This window comes from Halobacterium sp. CBA1126 (genome assembly GCF_009741975.1).
In the GTDB taxonomy this organism is placed as follows: Archaea; Halobacteriota; Halobacteria; order Halobacteriales; family Halobacteriaceae; genus Halobacterium.
Genome location: NZ_WPCF01000060.1, coordinates 1 through 15,423 on the forward strand (window position 1 = coordinate 1; position 15,423 = coordinate 15,423).

At 71.5% G+C, this 15,423-nt stretch carries 19 protein-coding genes and 2 pseudogenes; 11 read left to right on the forward strand and 10 right to left on the reverse strand.

What is annotated here, in order from left to right:
* Positions 1 to 118 precede the first annotated feature (118 nt).
* The 5 genes from GJ634_RS09495 (at position 119) to GJ634_RS09515 (ending at position 4,293) form a co-directional block, all read left to right on the forward strand.
* Positions 119 to 958, forward strand: coding sequence for an HTR-like protein (locus GJ634_RS09495; protein WP_157502470.1), 840 nt, complete (start codon positions 119 to 121; stop codon positions 956 to 958).
* A gap of 43 nt (positions 959 to 1,001) precedes the next feature.
* On the forward strand, positions 1,002 to 1,949 hold the full coding sequence (locus GJ634_RS09500; protein ID WP_157502471.1) for a hypothetical protein: 948 nt from the start codon (positions 1,002 to 1,004) through the stop codon (positions 1,947 to 1,949).
* Positions 1,942 to 2,403, forward strand: coding sequence for a hypothetical protein (locus tag GJ634_RS09505; protein ID WP_157502472.1), 462 nt, complete (start codon positions 1,942 to 1,944; stop codon positions 2,401 to 2,403). The genes GJ634_RS09500 and GJ634_RS09505 overlap by 8 nt, the downstream gene beginning before the upstream one ends.
* Before the next feature lie 8 nt (positions 2,404 to 2,411).
* On the forward strand, positions 2,412 to 2,726 hold the full coding sequence (locus tag GJ634_RS09510; protein ID WP_157502473.1) for a transcription factor S: 315 nt from the start codon (positions 2,412 to 2,414) through the stop codon (positions 2,724 to 2,726).
* A 70-nt stretch (positions 2,727 to 2,796) separates the two neighbouring features.
* The gene (locus GJ634_RS09515) at positions 2,797 to 4,293 is read left to right on the forward strand and encodes a hypothetical protein (protein WP_157502474.1); all 1,497 of its coding nucleotides are present in this window, start codon (positions 2,797 to 2,799) and stop codon (positions 4,291 to 4,293) included.
* Here the strand turns inward: GJ634_RS09515 and GJ634_RS09520 are convergent, their stop codons facing one another.
* Positions 4,294 to 5,157, reverse strand: coding sequence for a ZIP family metal transporter (locus GJ634_RS09520; protein ID WP_157502475.1), 864 nt, complete (start codon positions 5,155 to 5,157; stop codon positions 4,294 to 4,296).
* Positions 5,158 to 5,238: 81 nt separating this feature from the next.
* Here GJ634_RS09520 and GJ634_RS09525 point away from each other — a divergent pair, with 81 nt between their 5' ends.
* A complete protein-coding gene (locus tag GJ634_RS09525) occupies positions 5,239 to 5,922 on the forward strand; it encodes a YqjF family protein (protein ID WP_157502476.1) in 684 nt (227 codons plus the stop codon).
* On the opposite strand, the gene GJ634_RS09530 is transcribed toward GJ634_RS09525, so the two are convergent.
* Positions 5,919 to 6,584, reverse strand: a complete 666-nt coding sequence (locus tag GJ634_RS09530; protein ID WP_157502477.1) for an SDR family oxidoreductase — start codon at positions 6,582 to 6,584, stop codon at positions 5,919 to 5,921. The genes GJ634_RS09525 and GJ634_RS09530 overlap by 4 nt on opposite strands.
* 43 nt (positions 6,585 to 6,627) lie before the next feature.
* Positions 6,628 to 7,581, reverse strand: coding sequence for a GTPase (locus GJ634_RS09535; RefSeq protein ID WP_197425473.1), 954 nt, complete (start codon positions 7,579 to 7,581; stop codon positions 6,628 to 6,630).
* 19 nt (positions 7,582 to 7,600) lie between these two features.
* Here GJ634_RS09535 and GJ634_RS15515 point away from each other — a divergent pair, with 19 nt between their 5' ends.
* Positions 7,601 to 8,023 carry a hypothetical protein gene (locus tag GJ634_RS15515; protein ID WP_197425474.1) on the forward strand — a complete coding sequence of 141 codons (423 nt, stop codon included), beginning with the start codon at positions 7,601 to 7,603 and terminating at the stop codon, positions 8,021 to 8,023.
* Here GJ634_RS15515 and GJ634_RS09540 read toward each other — a convergent pair.
* Together GJ634_RS09540 and GJ634_RS09545 are read right to left on the reverse strand one after the other, a co-directional pair.
* The gene (locus GJ634_RS09540; RefSeq protein WP_331714088.1) at positions 7,996 to 8,907 is read right to left on the reverse strand and encodes a sodium:calcium antiporter; all 912 of its coding nucleotides are present in this window, start codon (positions 8,905 to 8,907) and stop codon (positions 7,996 to 7,998) included. The genes GJ634_RS15515 and GJ634_RS09540 overlap by 28 nt on opposite strands.
* A gap of 92 nt (positions 8,908 to 8,999) precedes the next feature.
* A complete protein-coding gene (locus tag GJ634_RS09545) occupies positions 9,000 to 9,938 on the reverse strand; it encodes a rhodanese-like domain-containing protein (RefSeq protein ID WP_157502478.1) in 939 nt (312 codons plus the stop codon).
* Here GJ634_RS09545 and GJ634_RS09550 point away from each other — a divergent pair.
* Positions 9,937 to 10,824, forward strand: a complete 888-nt coding sequence (locus GJ634_RS09550; RefSeq protein WP_157502479.1) for a DUF6159 family protein — start codon at positions 9,937 to 9,939, stop codon at positions 10,822 to 10,824. The genes GJ634_RS09545 and GJ634_RS09550 overlap by 2 nt on opposite strands.
* Here GJ634_RS09550 and GJ634_RS09555 read toward each other — a convergent pair.
* On the reverse strand, positions 10,821 to 11,195 hold the full coding sequence (locus GJ634_RS09555) for a cupin domain-containing protein (protein ID WP_157502480.1): 375 nt from the start codon (positions 11,193 to 11,195) through the stop codon (positions 10,821 to 10,823). The two genes, GJ634_RS09550 and GJ634_RS09555, sit on opposite strands and share 4 nt — an antisense overlap.
* Positions 11,196 to 11,313: 118 nt before the next feature.
* Between GJ634_RS09555 and GJ634_RS09560 the strand changes: the two genes are divergently transcribed.
* Positions 11,314 to 12,504, forward strand: a complete 1,191-nt coding sequence (locus tag GJ634_RS09560) for a redox-regulated ATPase YchF (RefSeq protein ID WP_157502481.1) — start codon at positions 11,314 to 11,316, stop codon at positions 12,502 to 12,504.
* A gap of 46 nt (positions 12,505 to 12,550) precedes the next feature.
* A complete protein-coding gene (locus tag GJ634_RS09565; protein WP_157502482.1) occupies positions 12,551 to 12,880 on the forward strand; it encodes a multidrug efflux SMR transporter in 330 nt (109 codons plus the stop codon).
* On the opposite strand, the gene GJ634_RS09570 is transcribed toward GJ634_RS09565, so the two are convergent.
* The gene (locus tag GJ634_RS09570) at positions 12,877 to 13,836 is read right to left on the reverse strand and encodes an AEC family transporter (RefSeq protein WP_157502483.1); all 960 of its coding nucleotides are present in this window, start codon (positions 13,834 to 13,836) and stop codon (positions 12,877 to 12,879) included. The two genes, GJ634_RS09565 and GJ634_RS09570, sit on opposite strands and share 4 nt — an antisense overlap.
* 185 nt (positions 13,837 to 14,021) lie before the next feature.
* Between GJ634_RS09570 and eif1A the strand changes: the two genes are divergently transcribed.
* Positions 14,022 to 14,306: a translation initiation factor eIF-1A gene (eif1A, locus tag GJ634_RS09575; protein WP_058983974.1), complete on the forward strand. Its 285-nt coding sequence runs from the start codon at positions 14,022 to 14,024 to the stop codon at positions 14,304 to 14,306.
* A 60-nt stretch (positions 14,307 to 14,366) separates the two neighbouring features.
* Here eif1A and GJ634_RS09580 read toward each other — a convergent pair whose 3' ends face one another.
* The 3 genes and pseudogenes from GJ634_RS09580 to GJ634_RS09590 all read right to left on the reverse strand — a co-directional run.
* On the reverse strand, positions 14,367 to 14,801 hold the full coding sequence (locus GJ634_RS09580) for a universal stress protein (protein WP_157502484.1): 435 nt from the start codon (positions 14,799 to 14,801) through the stop codon (positions 14,367 to 14,369).
* 139 nt (positions 14,802 to 14,940) lie between these two features.
* Positions 14,941 to 15,136, reverse strand: a pseudogene (locus GJ634_RS09585) (cold-shock protein).
* Positions 15,137 to 15,195: 59 nt separating this feature from the next.
* Positions 15,196 to 15,423 (reverse strand): annotated as a pseudogene (locus tag GJ634_RS09590) (IS6 family transposase); the annotation flags it as partial.

A 15,423-nucleotide genomic window follows, 5' to 3' on the forward strand; every position in this document is an offset into this window, starting at 1 on the left:
GCTGGACGCGGCGGGCGTCGACGGCGAGGTTCGCGTCGTGGCGCCGCGTAACGAGGGCGCGGAGGTCGGCGACCCCGGCCAGGGAAAAGCGTAAACGCCGCCCGCGCGAGGCGTCGGTATGGCGACGATTCCGTTCGGCATCTCGCGACTGGACGGCCGCATCGGGGGTGGCGCCCCCGAGGGGAGCGTCGTGTTGCTGTCGGGCGAGGCGGGCGCCGGCGCCCGCGAGTTCGTCTACACGAGCGCCGTCCTGAACGGGCTGCAGAGCGCTGATCCGGAGCTGTTCGAGTTGCACTACGGCGACCTCCACGGGTCGGCGGTGCCCCCGGAGGACATCCACTACGTCTCGTTCACCGCCGACGAGACCGAGCTCCGCCGCGAGATCTCGTTCACGATGGACGACGAGATCGTCGAGGCGGGCCTCGACGCGGTGACCTTCGAGGACTTCTCGCCGGAGTACTTCCAGCTCAGCCCCGTCCCCCGGGAGTGGTACGCGGGCGCCCACCGCTCCATCTCCGACCTCGGGCAGAGCGACAGCGAGCGCCGGGACGTCCTCGAGGCGTTCGCGGACTACCTCGACGAGCACGCCAGCGGCAGCCTCGTGGTCGTCGACTCGCTGACCGACCTCATCGGCGCGCGCGAGCAGGACATGGCGTTCAGCGACGTCGTGATGACCCTGAAGGGGCTGCGGAAGGCCGCCCGCGGCTGGGACGGCCTCCTGTTGCTGCACCTGACGCGGGACGCGGTCACCGACGAGGAGTTCGGGAGCCTGATGACGTCCGTCGACGGCACCGTGCAGTTCCGCTGGGAGAGCGGCGGGAACGAGCGCGTGCGGACGATGTTCGTCCGGGAGTTCCGCGGCGTGCTCGGACGCCTCGAGGAGGAGGACATCGTGCAGTTCGAGACCGAGATCCACGACGCCGGCTTCGACGTCACGAACGTCCGGAAGATTCGGTGAGCGGGCCGAACGGTTAAGACGGGCGCGTGCCAAGACCGGGTGAATGGCCGACGGCACGTCGGACGGAGTCGAAGCGTCGCTCGACGGCCCCGCCGCGTCGTGGGTGGCGGAGCGCGCGGACGACCTCGACGTGACCACCGACGAGTTCCTCGACCGGGTCGTCGCGGCGTACCGCGAGGCCGACGAGGAGGCGGACGTCGTCACCAGCGACGACCTCGAGCAGCGGTTGAGCGCAGTCGAAGAGGAGCTCCGTTCCGACATCGACGCCGTCGACAGCGAGTTCGACGAGAAGATTCAGGACGTCCGCGAGCGCGTCATCCAGGTGAAGCGGGACGCCGACGCGAAGGCGGACGCGGACCACGACCACCCCGACCTCGCCTCGCAGGCCGAGGAGGCGGTCAGCGCCGCGCGGGACGCGCAGGCCGAGGTGGCGGAGGTCTCGGAGGCGGCGCGGCGGCTGCGCGAGCGCGTGGACGCGGGCTTCGACAACTACGAGGAGGTCCTGACGTACCTCCGCGACGAGGCCCGGGACCTCGACCGGAAGGCGACGACGCTGGCGACCGCGGTCGTGTCGATGCGGGACTCGGTGGCGTCGCTGGCGGCCGCGGAGGCGCGCCGGGAGCGCGCCGAGCGCCTGAAGCGGGAGGCGAACGTCGCGGGCGTCCGCGAGGCCGACTGCGGCGAGTGCGGCGAGTCCGTGACCGTGGCGCTGTTGACGGCGCCGGAGTGTCCGTTCTGCGCGGCGACCTTCGAGGCGGTGGAGGCGAACCCGGGCTGGTTCGGCACGCACGTCCTCGCGACGGGGTCGGCGCCCGCGCTGCCGAGCGACGAGAGCGTCCTCGACGACGAGTCGTGGCTCGGCACGGACGGCGACACGCTCGAGGCGATGGCGGAGGGCGGCGACGAGGACGACGGCCCGGAGGTCGTCGACCCGGACCGCGTCGAGCGCGACGAAGCGGCCGACGGCCAGCGGGGTGACCGCGGTGAGTGACGACCGCGAGGAGGAGCGCGAGCCGTTGACGGACCGCAGCGAGGACGTCGAAGAGCGCGAGCCGCTGGCGGACCTCCGCGAGGACGTCGAAGAGCGCCGCGAGGCGGACGACGACCAGTTCGACGAGCTGTTCACGGACGTCGACGTCGGCAGCGTCGACGAGGAGGCGGTCTGGGAGGAGCTCTCGGCGTCGGCCGACGAGTCGGTCGCGGACGCCGCGGGGGTCGCCGAGTCCGTCGACAGCGAGGAGCTCGACCGGGACGTCCGCGTCGTGGAGAAGCGGCTCTGTCAGGGCTGCCAGCACTTCACGGACCCGCCGGAGACCGCCTGCACCCACGACGGGACGACCATCGAGGCGGAGGTCGACACCGACCACTTCCGGGTCGTGGACTGCCCGGTCGTGGCGGCCCGCGAGGACTCCGAGGCGAGTGATTTTTCCGGCGAGGAGGAGTAACGCGGCGCATGCAGTTCTGCGACGAGTGCGGGTCGATGATGCACAAGCAGGACGACGAACGGGTGTGTTCGGGCTGCGGGCACACCGAGCCCGCGGGCGACGACGGCGAGTTCGTCACGACCGCCGCACAGGACACCAGCGACGTCATCGAGACGAGCGAGGACGCGAACTTCGAGGGGAAGCCGACCGCCGAGGAGACCTGCCCGGAGTGCGGCCACGACAAGGCGTGGTACACCATCAAGCAGACCGGCGCCGCCGACGAGCCGCCGACGCGGTTCTTCAAGTGTCAGGAGTGCGGGAGCCGCTGGCGCGAGTACGCCTGACCGCCCCGAACGGTTCAGTCGCAGTCTGAGTCCACAGAAGGGCTTTACTGTGCGCGCCGGACGTACCGGTATGCGACGGAGAGCCCTCCTGTCGTCGCTGGCGGCCACTACCGCGGCGCTCGCCGGGTGTGCGTCGACCGCCGGCGACGACGCGACGACGACGGAACCGAGCGAGGGAGCGACGACCCGCGACCCGACGACGACCGGCGAGCCGCCCGGGGAGGACGAGCGGCCGGCGTCGTACGCGAGCGTGGTCGAACTGGAGACGGGCCCGCGGACGTACTCGTTCGCGCCGACGGGGCTGAACACGGACGACGGCGCGAACGTGGCGCTGTGGTTCGACCGGACGGCGACCGCCGAGCACCCGGCGCGCCTGCGCGGGTTTCTGGAGAACGCGAACTCGTACGCGAACACCTTCGAGGTGGAGTGGATTCCCGTCGTTGGGCGGACGCACGGCCGCCAGCCGGACGGCTACGACCACGAGGCGAGCCTGCACTTCGCGCCCACCGAGAACAACGACCTCGCCGAGGCGGTGCCGGAGGTGGTGCGGGACGACACGGGCTACTGGCGCGTCGCGGACCTCGGCCCGTGGGTGGTCGAGCGGAAGCGCCTCGCGCCCGGCGAGCGCGTGGAACTGGAGTACGTGCTGGTCGGCGAACCGGGGCTGCCGGGGCGGCCGACCGGCACCTACGAGTTCCGCGGACGCGACGCGGACGCCCGCGTCACCGTCTGGAACGCCGAGCGCCCGGGGCCGGACGGCGAGTCGCGGTTCGCGGGCCGGAGCCTCCCGGCACTCTCCGAGGAGACCACCGTGCAGTGGTTCCACGACGCCGACGAGTCGACGACGGCGTACCTCCGGCCGGAACGGGAGCGCGCGGAGTTAGACGGACGCGTGGCGTTCGAGATGGTCCACAACGGCCGCGAGGCGGCGAGCTGCGGGCACTGGAACCTCCACAAGCTCGTTGACGGGGAGTGGTTCCACGTCGGGCCGAACGTGCACACGTCGGACTGTCGCGCGCTCTACCCCGGCGGCCGCACGGAGTGGGACCTGCGCGCGTTCAACGGCGTGCCGGTGGGCTGCGACTGCGAGACCTTCAGTTGCGGGAGCGGCCTGACGCGCGGGTTCCTCGGCGGCGGCGAGTACGCCGTCGTCGTGGGGTACGGCGACCCGACCGACGAGAGCGCGGCGCTCGTGGAGCTGGTCGGCGACCCCGTGGAGATCGTCCCGATGGAGGACGCCGAAATCGCCGTCGACGGCGACGAGGCGACGGTGACCGTGGACAGCTACGGCGACGGCGAACGGCCCGCGGACGCGTCGTTCGCGCTGACCCGTGCAGAACGCGCCGACGAGCGCCTCATCCCCGAACAGGTGATGGGAGAGACCGCGTTCCAGGACGCGGGTGGCGGCCTGCGGAACGCGCTCGCGGCGATGCGGGAGGACGTCGACCGCGCGGTCGTGCGCGCCGACGACCACGTCGTCGACGCCGCGCTCGGGTACGACGCGGACGTGCGGCGGTTCGAGACCCGCGGGCAGGCCTACGAGGCCACGCGCGTCGAAGGCGAGTAGCTACTGGAGCAGCAGCCACGCGGCGGCGACCGCGAGCCCGCCGAGCGCGGTGGAGGCGACGGCGTGGAGGCGGAGCCGATCGAGGACTTCGTGGTCGTGGCCGTCGTGGCCGCCGCGTTCGGCGGCGGCGTGGACCTCGCTGCCGGTCTCGCACTCGGGGAGGAAGTCCATCGCGACGTGGAGGAAGATGCCGGCGGCGAACCCGAAGACGACGGCGCGGAAGGTGGCGCCCGTCGGGAACGAGAGGATGGTGACGGCGAGCGCGGCGATGCCGACGCCCGCGGCGGGGAGCAGCAGCATCATCGGGGAGCGGCCCTGCGCGGTGAGCCGGCGGGCGGCGGCGTAGCCAGCGGGGCCCTTGTGGGAGACGATGGCGAGGCCGAGCAGCGGCCCGAGTTCGGGCATGGCGGTGTAGACGACGCCGATGATGGAGCCGGCGGTCAGCGAGTGCGCGGCGAGTTCGGCGGTGGTGCGGTCCAGCGGGAGGTCGCGGTGGGTGACGAGGTGGCCGATAGTGTGGGCGCCGAAGCCGACGAGGATGCCGGCGGCGATGCCGAAGCCGCCGGGCTTGGGGGCGTAGCCGATGGCCTGCGGGACGAGGAACGCGGCGGAGGACGCGACCATCGCGCCGCTGGCGAGGCCGTACCCCCAGACGAGGCCGGTGGGGTGTTCGTTGTCGGCGCGCGCGCCGAGGGCGGCGGCGCCGCCCATCGCGGCGAACGCGACCCACGCGATGCCGAGCAGTTTGCGCGCGTCGCCCGCGGCGAAGACGTAGGCGGACAGCGCGAGGAACGCGACGAGGCTGACGACGCCGAGCCGGGAGGTGCGCGCCCGGACCGCGGCGACGGACTGCGTGACTGACATTCGGTTATTAAACTCTCCCGGACAGTTAATACTGTGTCGGTTGGCCGGCACGACGAAGGCCCTCCGGGACGCAGAGGGCGTATGGACGTCGTCTCGATGGAGTGGCGGGACCTGTTGGTCGCGAGCTGGCCGGTCGACCCCGCGGTCGTGGACGCGCGGCTGCCCGCGGGCGTCACCGCGGACACCTTCGACGGCCGCGCGTGGCTGTCCGCGGTCCCGTTCGTGATGAAAGACGTCCGGCCGTTCGGCGTCCCCGCGTCCCTCGGCCGGACGTTCGGCGAGCTCAACCTCCGCACGTACGTCACCGGGAACGCCGGCCCCGGCGTCTACTTCTTCAACCTCGACGCGAACGACCGCCTCGGCGTCGCGCTCGCGCGAGCGCTGTTCCGCCTCCCGTACTACCGCGCGGCGATGCGCGTCGAGCGCGACGGCGACGAAATCGCGTTCCGGAGCCGGCGCACGCACTCCGGCGTCCCGCCGCTGGAGTTCGAAGCGACCTACCGCCCCGTCGGCGAGCCCGCGGAAGCCGAGGCGGGCAGCCTCGAGGAGTTCCTGATGGAGCGCTACCGGTTCTACGCCGCGGGGCGGAAGCGCGTGTTCTGCGGCGAGGTCGCCCACGAGCCGTGGGCGGTCGCGCACGCCGACGCCACCATCCGCCGGAACGACCTCTTCGCGGCGAACGACTTCGCGGCGCGCGAGTCGGTCCCCCACCTCCTCTACAGCCCGGGCGTCGACGTCCGGGCGGAGCGCGTCCGCGTCGCCTAGTCGCCCCGCCAGTCCGCGAGCTCCAGCACCGCGCCGTCCAACTCCTCAGGCACAGAAGCCGCCCACGTGAACAGCCCCGCCACGTCTGCGGGGTCGCGGCAGCCGAACTCGTGGAGGCCGGTGTCCACGGTCCCGGGGTCGACGCAGCCGACGGCCTGCTCGCAGTCCGCGGCGAACTGGCGCGCGATTCCCTCGACGGCGGCCTTCGAGACGCCGTACGCCCCGAACCCGGGCTCGGCGTCGCGGGCGACGCTCCCGGTCGGCACCACGACGCGGCCGGTCTCGTCCATGTGCGGGAGCGCCTCGCGGACGGCCGCGAACACGCCGCGGGCGTTCGTCCGCAGCGTGTCGTCGAACGCGCTGTACGACTCCGCGGGGAGCGGCGTCTCGCCCGGTTCGCCGTGGTAGATTGCGGCGCAGGGCACCACCACGTCGATACCGGAGGCGTCGCCGGCCTTCGACGCCTGCTCCATGAGGCGTTCGAGCTCGTACTCGTCGCGGGCGTCCGTCCGCAGCGCCTCGCCGCCGAGTTCGTCGGCGAGCGCGGCGAGCGATTCGCTGTCCCGGCCGCCGAGCACGACCGTCGCGCCGTCGGCGGCGAACGCCCGCGCGACCGCCTCGCCGAGCCCGCCGGTCGCACCAGTCACTACCGTGGTCGTCATGTCGAAGCGGACGGCGGCCGCGAGCGTAAAGCCCCCGGAGTGCTCACAGGCCGAGGTCGGCGGCGCGGTCGTCGAGGAACTCTGCGGGCGTGGTGTCGTGGAACTCGACGTGGTAGTCGACCTGCACGATTGGAGCCTCGACGTCGACGTACGCCGACAGCGTGTGCGGCGTCCCGGCGAGGACGACCTCGGGGTCGACGTTCCGGATGGTGGCCTCGAGGTCCGCTATCTGCTCGTCGGTGTACCCCATCGCGGGCAGCACGCGGTCGAGGTGGTCGTACTTGGCGAGCGCGTCCGCGATGGAGCCGACGGCGTCCCCGCTGGGGTCGAGGCGCGCGGCGCCGTAGCGCTCCGCGGCGACCGTGCCCGCGCCGTAGTCGGTGCCGCCGTGCGTGACCGACGGGCCGTCCTCGACGACGAGGACGTCCTTCCCGCGGACCGCCTCGGGGTCGTCGACGGTCACCACGGAGTCGGCGTGCAGGATTTCGGCGTCCGGGTTCGCGTTGCGGACGTTCCCCGCGACGGTCTCGATCTGGTCGTCGCTGGCGCTGTTCTCCTTGTTCACGACCACGACGTCCGCGCGCCGGAGGTTCGCCTCGCCCGGGTGGTAGCCGCGTTCGTCGCCGGCGCGCAGCGGGTCCGCGAGCACGACGTGGAGGTCCGGGCGCACGAACGGCAGTTCGTTGTTCCCGCCGTCCCACACGACGACGTCAGCCTCGGCGCTCGCGCGCTCGACGATTTCGGCGTAGTCGACGCCCGCGTAGACGACGTGGCCGCGCTCGACGTGCTGCTCGTACTCCTCGCGTTCCTCGATGGTGAGGCCGTCGAGGTCCGACTCGTCGGCGAACCGCTGGACGCGCTGCTCGGCGAGGTCGCCGTACGGCATCGGCTCGCGGACGACCGCCACGTCGTACCCCCGGGACTGGAGTTCGGCGGCGAACGCCCGCGAGACCTGGCTCTTCCCGCAGCCCGTGCGCACGGCGTCGACCGCGAGCACGGGGCACGTCGGCCTCGAGTTGCATCTCGTCGGGGCCGACGACGCGGAAGTCCGCGCCCGCCGCCAGCGCGCGCGAGGCGACGTGCATCACCTTCTCGTGTGCGACGTCGGAGTACGAGAAGACCACCTCGTCGGCGCCGTACTCCTCGACGACGGCTTCGAGGTCGGACTCGGGGACGATGGGGATGCCGTCGGGGTGGTCGGGGCCCGCCAGTTCCGCGGGGAAGGTGCCGTGCTGGTCGCCGGTCTCCCCGAGGTTCTGGCCGGGCGCGGCGGTGAACGCGACGACGCGGTGGTCGCGGCTGTCCCGGAAGACGGTCAGGAAGTCGTGGAAGTCGCGGCCGAGCGCGCCCACGACGACGACTCGTCGCATGCCTCAACGTCCCCGCGCCACCTCCGTAAGCCTACCCGCCGCTACCCGAGGAAGAACGTGGGGACGTAGAGCACGAGACACGACAGCGACCCGGCGCGGCCGACCGGCCGGCGCGCGTAGAGCACCGCGAGCACGGCGGCGCTCGCGAGAATCATGTAGCCGACGGACGTGAGCACGCCGTCGACGCCAGTGACGTGGACGCCTGCGAACGCCGCGCCGATACCCAGCGAGAACAGCGGGTCGGTGATGTTCGAGCCAAGCAGGGTTCCGACGGCGATGCCGGTGCGGTCCCGGCGCACCGCGATGAGCGCGACCGCGATCTCGGGCGCGGTCGTCCCGAGGCCGGTGACGAGGCCGACGAGGTAGCTCGGCACGCCGAGAGTCACTGCGAGGCGCTGGCTGCCCGTCACGAGCAGGTGGCCGCCGACGACCACCAGCGCGACGCCGAGCACGACGTAGCCCGCCGCGCGCCGGAGGGACAGGTCGGAGTCGGAGACGTGCTCGGCGTAGTCCTCGTGTTCGGCGAGCACGGCGAGGAAGCCCAGGTACGCCAGCACCATCAGCGCGCCCTGCGCCCGCGTGACCGTGCCGGACTGGAGCGCGACCGCCATCACCGCCATCGCGGCGAGCATCCCGCCGCCGTAGACGCGGGTCTTCTGGCGGGCGACCGACAGCGGCGCCGCCAGCGAGACGACGCCGACGCCGAGCGTGATCTGGGAGGTCGCGGAGCCGACGACGTGGCCGACGACGAGATTCCCGGAGCCGTACGCCGCGGCGTACAGCGACGTCGCTATCTCGGGCACCGAGCTGCCGACCGCGACGACGGTGACGCCGACGAAGAACGTGGAGACGCCGGCGTGCCGGGCGAGCGCGCTTGCGCCGTCGACGACCCGGTCGCCGCCGTAGACGAGCGTCGTGACGCCCACCAGCAGCGTGAGCAGCGACGCGAACACGCTACCGGGCGCGGGCTACGCGGCGGTCTTCGGCCGTGGGACTACGCATCGGTCGACGCGAGACGCCGGAGCGGGAAAACAGCGGGGGCCGGTCAGCCCGTCAGCACCGCGTCCGTGAGCTCGCCGAGCGGCTCGGTGACATCGAAGGCGGGCGTCTGGACGCGAATCGGCGTCTCGTCGGTGACGTCGTAGAACTTGAGGTGGAGGCTGAACGCGCCGTCGGCGCCGATGGGCGCGGCCTCCCGCTGGCCCGACGGCTCGTGGGTCGCCCACGCGTAGTCGCCGGCGTACTGCGGGTCGACCTCGCCGTCGACGAACGCCTCCTGTGGCGCGCTGAAGTCGGTGCCGCGCATCGGGAGGTCGTTCTCGTACCACGGCCCGAACCCCTCGTCGATGACGAAGACGTTCGAGAAGCCGGCCTGCTGGAGCGCGGACGCCCGCACCGAGGAGAGGTGGTGGGGACAGCCGCAGTAACAGACGATGCGGTCGTCCTTCCCCCACTCGCCGATGCCGCCGCCGGAGGAGCCGCGCTGCGCGGGGCTGTTCACCGCGCCGTAGATGTGCGAGCGCTCGTAGGCCTCGAGGCCGCGGGCGTCCACGAAGCGGGCGTCGGCGCGCTGGTGCCAGTACCGCGCCACCTCGATGGGCGCGAGCCGGACGGTCTCGCCGTTCGCCGTGGTGGTGGGGAACGACGACGGGTCGACGCTGCGCTCGTCGGGGTCGCCGTACGCGGGCGGGTAGCCGTCCGCCGGGTCCTCGTCGGCCGGCAGGGAGGTGTTCGCGTGGAACTCCGCGTCGATGCTGCGACGTGGTTCACGGGCGCCGACGACGAGGAGCCGAACAGCCCGAGACAGCCCGAGACGGCGGCCAGCGAGCCGGTGGCGCCGGCGGCGAGGAACGCGCGACGGTTCATACCCCGACTGTGGGCGCCAGCGAAGTAAGGGCTGTCGCTGTCCGCACCCGCCGCCCCTTCGCAGCGCCTGCGAGCGCGGGGAAGCACTCATCCCGACCGAGAGTGTACGGCCGCCCATGGGCCTCCGCCGCCGCCTCCGAACCGGCTTCACGCTCGCACGGGACAGCGTGACCGTCCTCCGCGACCACCCGAACCTGCTGTGGTTCCCGCTGCTCGCGGGCGCGTCCGGCGTCGCGTTCTTCGCGCTGGCGTTCGGCGCCGGGCTCGGACTGCTCCCGCTGGCCGCGCTCGCGGACGCGCCCCAGCTGAGCGGCGTGGTCGGGCTCGCGGTCGGCTACCTCGGCGCGGCGTTCCTCACGGTGCTGTTCACCGCGGGGTTGATGTTCGCGACGAAGGACGCCGTCGAGGGCCGCGAGCCGAGCGTGCGCGCCGGCCTGCGGGCGGCGTGGGAACACAAGCGCACGCTGTTCGCGTGGGCGGTCGTCAGCACGCTCGTCGGCCTCCTCGTGCGCGCGCTCGAGTCCTCGGACAACATCGCCGGCGTCCTCGCGGGCCTGCTGTTGAGCACGTCGTGGGCAGTCGTCACGTACTTCGTCGTCCCGGTCGCCGTCTTCGAGGACGAGGACATCCGGGGCGTCTTCGGCCGGAGCGTCGAGGTCGTCCGCGACACGTGGGGCGAGTCGCTGGGCGCGGAGTTCGGCCTCGGGTTCGTCCACGCCGCACTCTTCCTCGCGGCGCTGCTGGTCGCGGCCGTCGCCTTCGCGGTCTCCGGGAGCGTCCGCGCGGCCGCGGTCGTCGGCGTCCCGCTGTTCGTGGTCGCGTTCGTCGTCGCGGCCACGCTGAACGGCGTCGCGAAGGTCGCGCTCTACGAGTACGCGACCACGGGCGCGCCGCCGAACTACTTCGAGAACGTCGACTTCGACGTCGGCGGCGACGGAGAGGACGGGGACGGACCGCGGCGCCCGCGGTCGCTGCTCCAGCGGCGCATCCGCGGCGGCATCTAGACGCGTTCGAGGTCGTCGACCGTCCGCTCGCTGTTCTCGGCGTCGCCCGTGTTCGTCGTGCCCGCCGGCTCGAACAGCAGCACCTTCGTCTCCTCGTGGGCGACCGGCCGGTGTTCGACGCCCGCGGGTGCGACCGTCAGGTCGCCGGGGCCGAGGTGGACCGCGTCCTCGCGGCCGTCCTCGCGGTACTCGACGGTGAGGTCGCCGTCGACGACGTAGAACAGTTCGTCGGCGTCCTCGTGGGCGTGCCAGACGAACTCGCCGTCCAGCCGCGCGACCTTCACGTGCTGGTCGTTCAGTTCGGCGAGCAGTCGCGGCTCCCACGTCTCCTCGAGGGCGTCGAAGGCGTCGGCGAGCGAGCGGGCGTCCATGTGCGGGAGTGGGAGCTGCGGGGCGAAAGGTCGTCCGGCGCCAGCGGCCGTGTGCGAGCGCCTCACACGCCGCAGCGGTGACGCAACCCGTTTGTACCGCGAGCGCCTTCCCCGGATAATGAGTTATCGGATCGGGCTCGTGGGCAAGCCCAGCGTCGGGAAGTCCACGTTCTTCAACGCGGCGACGATGAACGACGTGCCGGAGGGCGCGTACCCGTTCACGACCATCGACCCGGCGGTCGGCGAAGCCTACGTGCGCGTGGACTGTGCGGCCCCGGAGTTCGGCGAGACGTGTACGCCCTCGACGGGCTACTGCGCGGACGGCACGCGGTTCGTGCCGACGAAGCTCGTGGACGTCGCGGGCCTCATCCCGGGCGCCCACGAGGGCGCCGGCCTCGGGAACCAGTTCCTCACGGACCTCAACGAGGCGGACGTGCTCGTCCACGTCGTCGACTTCTCCGGGACGACGGACATGGAGGGCGAGGCCACCGAGGGCCACGACCCACGGGAGGACATCGACTTCCTCGAGGACGAGCTCGACCAGTGGTACCTGGACATCCTCGAGAAGGGCATCGAGCGCTTCGAGGGCCAGCACGCCGACGAGACCGCCCTCGAGGTCGAGCTCGCCGAGCAGATGAGCGCGTTCCGCACCAGCGACGAGGATATCAAGCAGGTCATCCTCTCGCTGGGCCTCGAGCTCGACCCCGCGACGTGGGACGACGGCGACCGGATGGAACTCGCCCGCGAGATTCGCCAGCGCACGAAGCCGATGGTCGTCGCCGCGAACAAGATGGACACGCCCGCAGCACAGGAGAACTGGGCGGAGATCACCGACGACCCCGACTACGACCACCTGACGTTCGTGCCGACGAGCGCGCACGCCGAGAAGGCGCTCAAGCAGGCCAGCGATGGCGGCGTCGTCGACTACGTGCCGGGCAGCGACGACTTCGACATCACGGGCGAGGTCGGCGACGAGCAGGCCGCCGGCCTCGAGTCCATCCGGGAGTTCCTCGGGGAGTTCGGCGGGACGGGCGTCCAGCAGGCCCTCGAGGCGGCGCTGTTCGACGAACTCGGCGTCGTCCCGGTCTTCCCGGGCTCGGCGAACGGCCTCGGGACGACCGACGGCCGCGTGCTCCCGGACGTCTTCCTGCTGCCGGAGGGCGCGACCGCCGAGCAGTTCGCGTACCACGTCCACAGCGACGTCGGCGACGGCTTCCTCCACGCGAAGGACTGCCGCGCGAACCGCCAGATCGCCGCCGACCACGAGCTCGACCCGCGGGACGTCGTCGAGATCGTCACCACGAACTGAGCCGCGGACCGACACGTTGAGGGCGGCGACCGCCCTCGCTCCGTCCATGTCCCCGTGGCTGGTGTTGCTCGTCGCCGGGCTGTTCGAGACCATCTGGGCAATCGGACTCGTGTACACCGACGGGTTCACCGACCCGCTGCCGTCGACCGCGACGCTGGCGGCGATGGGCGTCTCCGTCTACTTGCTCTCCCGGGCCGTCCAGCAGATTCCGGTCGGGACGGCGTACGCGGTCTGGACGGGCATCGGCGCGGTCTCGACCGCGATTCTCGGCGTCTACCTCTTCGACGAGCCGGTGTCGGCGCTGCGCGTGGCGTGTATCGCCATCATCGTCGTCGGCATCGCCGGCCTCCAGGTGACGAGCAGCGGCCACGCCTAGAGCACGACGCCCGAGCGCAGGAACGCGATGAGCCCAGTCAGCACGGGCACGCCGAGCAGCGTCGTGACGAGCACGCACGTCGAGACGTACTCGGGGACAGAGACGCCCTCCGAGCGCGCGCCGGCGGCGAACTCGCCGACGAGGATGACCGGCGTGACCGCCGCGGGCATCGCGGCTTCGAGAACGAACACGCGCGCGACCGTCGCGTCCCCGAACGGTATGACGAGCGCGACGGCGAGCGCGACCAGCGGCGCGACCCCGAGTTTGAGCGCCGTGGCGGGCGCCGTCCGGGAGACCGCCGCGCCCGTGTCGGTGCGCGCGAGCTGGATGCCGAGGACGAGCAACATCACGGGAATCGAAGCGTCGCCCACCAGCTTGAGGGACTCCATGCCCGCGCTGCCGGCGGGCGGGACGACGCCGAGCGCGCGGGCGGCGAGAGCGGCGAGGACGGCGTACACGAGCGGCAGCCGGAACACGCGACGGAGGCCGACCAGCCCCGCGGAGCCGCCGCTCCGGGACGCGGCGTAGACGCCGAGCGTGTACATCAGCACGGACTGCACGGAGAGGAACACGACCGCGGTCTGGCGGCCGACGTCGCCGAACGCGAAGTCCGAGACCGGGACGCCGAGGTTCCCGGCGTTCGAGAACATGGCGACGAGCACGAGCGCGCTCAGAATCGGTTCGCGCTCGCCGAGCAGGCGACCGGTCGCCTCCGCGACGCCCCACATCGCGACGGTGAACGCGACGATGCCGACGGTGAGCCACTGGAGCGTCGACGCCGCCAGCTCCGTGACCGCGAGGCTGTGGAAGACGAGCGCGGGCGCGAGCACGTAGACGACGGACGTGTTCAGCGGCTGCGGGTCGACGTCCTTCAGCGTCGCGAGCACGTAGCCGACGGCCGCGATGGCGACGATGGGACCGACGGCGCCGAGGAAGATGCCGGCGAAGTCGACCATCAGCGGGCCCCCGTCGGGGGACGCGGGCGGTCGTCGGGCGGGACGAGACGCGAGTCCGGGAGCACGGGTTCGTCCGAACGGTCACCGCTCGGACGTTTCTGTATTTCGGAGCGTCCCCGCGGGGTCGTGCGGTGTGGTACCACTGCTTCCCGTTGATTTAAACGTCTCGGACGGCTATCTTCGGTGTGAGCGAAGAATCTGGGCGCCGCAACCTGCGGATGCCCGACGAAGACGAGCTTTTCGCCGTGGTGACGGAGCACAACGGCGGGAATCACGTGCGAGTGCGGTGCGAAGACGGCGAGAACCGGATGGGACGCATCCCCGGCCGCATGAAGTACCGGACCTGGATCAACGAGGGCGACGTCGTCCTCGTCGAACCGTGGGACTGGCAGGACGAGAAGGCCAACATCGAGTGGCGCTACGACGAGCAGGACGCCGACCAGCTCCGCGAAGAAGGCCACATCAACTGAGCCGCGCGGCGGAGTAGTTCTGCGGTTCTCTCGTATTTCACCGTCGTAGCGGCCGCGCCGTCACTCCTCGCCGGTCAGCGACACCGTGAGCACGGGCACGTCCGCGGCCGTCACGACCTCCCGGGAGACGCTACCGAGCATCGAGTTCTCGAACTCGCCGCGCCGCGTCCCCATCACCACGAGGTCGGCGTCGGACTCCTCGGCGTAGTCCAGAATCTCGTCGCCGGGGTCGCCGCGCCGGAGCTCCGTCTCCGCGACGACGCCCTCGCTCTCGAAGGCCTGTTTGGCCTCGCTGAGCGCGCGGCGGCCCTCCGCGCGGAGCTGGTCGACGGCCTCGTCCTGCATCCCCTCGTCGAGCGTGAGGAACGCCCGGTCGTCGACCACGTAGAGCACGTGGACGGTCGCGTCGCGGCGCGCCGCGATGTCCGCCGCGTGCGCGAACACCGTCTCGGCGGCGTCGCCGCCGTCGGTCGGCACCAGAATCCGGTCGTACATGGTCGCCGGTAGCACCGACGCCGTAATAGGCGGCGGGATTTCGGTCGGCCGCTCCGGGGCCGGCCGCGCCGCCGCTGTGGGGCGTGGCGCCGAAAGAAACGTGGTGTCTGTGTCGCCGTGTGGCGACGGGAAAACCGAATTAGAGTCGGACGACGTTCGTCGCGCGCGGACCCTTCTCGGCCTCTTCGATGTCGAACTCGATCTCGGTGCCCTCGGTGAGGTCCTCGCCGCCGACGTCCTCCATGTGGAAGAAAACGTCCTCGTCCGCGTCCTCAGTCTCGATGAAACCGTAGCCGCCCGTGTCGTTTGAAGAAGTCAACCGTACCTTCTGCCATTACGACCAAACGAAGGCCCGGTAGACGGTTAAGGGTTGGCATCCGTCCGTCGGTAGTGTTCAGATTAGCTGATTCCATGCGAAGCTGAACGATCTGAGCCAATCGTCGGCGGTATCTGCTTTTTGGCGTTTGCTTGAAACAGTTTTTGAGAACGAGGAGGTTCGTCGTTTTTATCTCTCGAAAGACACGTTCTACGCTATTCCGATTCCCATTGTTTTTTTCATATCGGAATCGGAGCCCGTGTCGCTGACAGGCGTCTTTCAGTGTGGGTGCGCCATCGACGAGAA

Excerpts from the sequence above, each read along its gene's own strand:
- GJ634_RS09495 (WP_157502470.1), top strand. The coding sequence starts at position 119 with ATGGCGACGATTCCGTTCGGCATCTCGCGACTGGACGGCCGCATCGGG.
- GJ634_RS09500 (WP_157502471.1), top strand. The coding sequence starts at position 1,002 with ATGGCCGACGGCACGTCGGACGGAGTCGAAGCGTCGCTCGACGGCCCC.
- GJ634_RS09510 (WP_157502473.1), top strand. The coding sequence starts at position 2,412 with ATGCAGTTCTGCGACGAGTGCGGGTCGATGATGCACAAGCAGGACGAC.
- GJ634_RS09515 (WP_157502474.1), top strand. The coding sequence starts at position 2,797 with ATGCGACGGAGAGCCCTCCTGTCGTCGCTGGCGGCCACTACCGCGGCG.
- GJ634_RS09520 (WP_157502475.1), bottom strand. The coding sequence starts at position 5,157 with ATGTCAGTCACGCAGTCCGTCGCCGCGGTCCGGGCGCGCACCTCCCGG.
- GJ634_RS09525 (WP_157502476.1), top strand. The coding sequence starts at position 5,239 with ATGGACGTCGTCTCGATGGAGTGGCGGGACCTGTTGGTCGCGAGCTGG.
- GJ634_RS09530 (WP_157502477.1), bottom strand. The coding sequence starts at position 6,584 with ATGACGACCACGGTAGTGACTGGTGCGACCGGCGGGCTCGGCGAGGCG.
- GJ634_RS09550 (WP_157502479.1), top strand. The coding sequence starts at position 9,937 with ATGGGCCTCCGCCGCCGCCTCCGAACCGGCTTCACGCTCGCACGGGAC.
- GJ634_RS09545 (WP_157502478.1), bottom strand. The coding sequence starts at position 9,938 with ATGGGCGGCCGTACACTCTCGGTCGGGATGAGTGCTTCCCCGCGCTCG.
- GJ634_RS09555 (WP_157502480.1), bottom strand. The coding sequence starts at position 11,195 with ATGGACGCCCGCTCGCTCGCCGACGCCTTCGACGCCCTCGAGGAGACG.
- GJ634_RS09560 (WP_157502481.1), top strand. The coding sequence starts at position 11,314 with ATGAGTTATCGGATCGGGCTCGTGGGCAAGCCCAGCGTCGGGAAGTCC.
- GJ634_RS09565 (WP_157502482.1), top strand. The coding sequence starts at position 12,551 with ATGTCCCCGTGGCTGGTGTTGCTCGTCGCCGGGCTGTTCGAGACCATC.
- GJ634_RS09570 (WP_157502483.1), bottom strand. The coding sequence starts at position 13,836 with ATGGTCGACTTCGCCGGCATCTTCCTCGGCGCCGTCGGTCCCATCGTC.
- GJ634_RS09580 (WP_157502484.1), bottom strand. The coding sequence starts at position 14,801 with ATGTACGACCGGATTCTGGTGCCGACCGACGGCGGCGACGCCGCCGAG.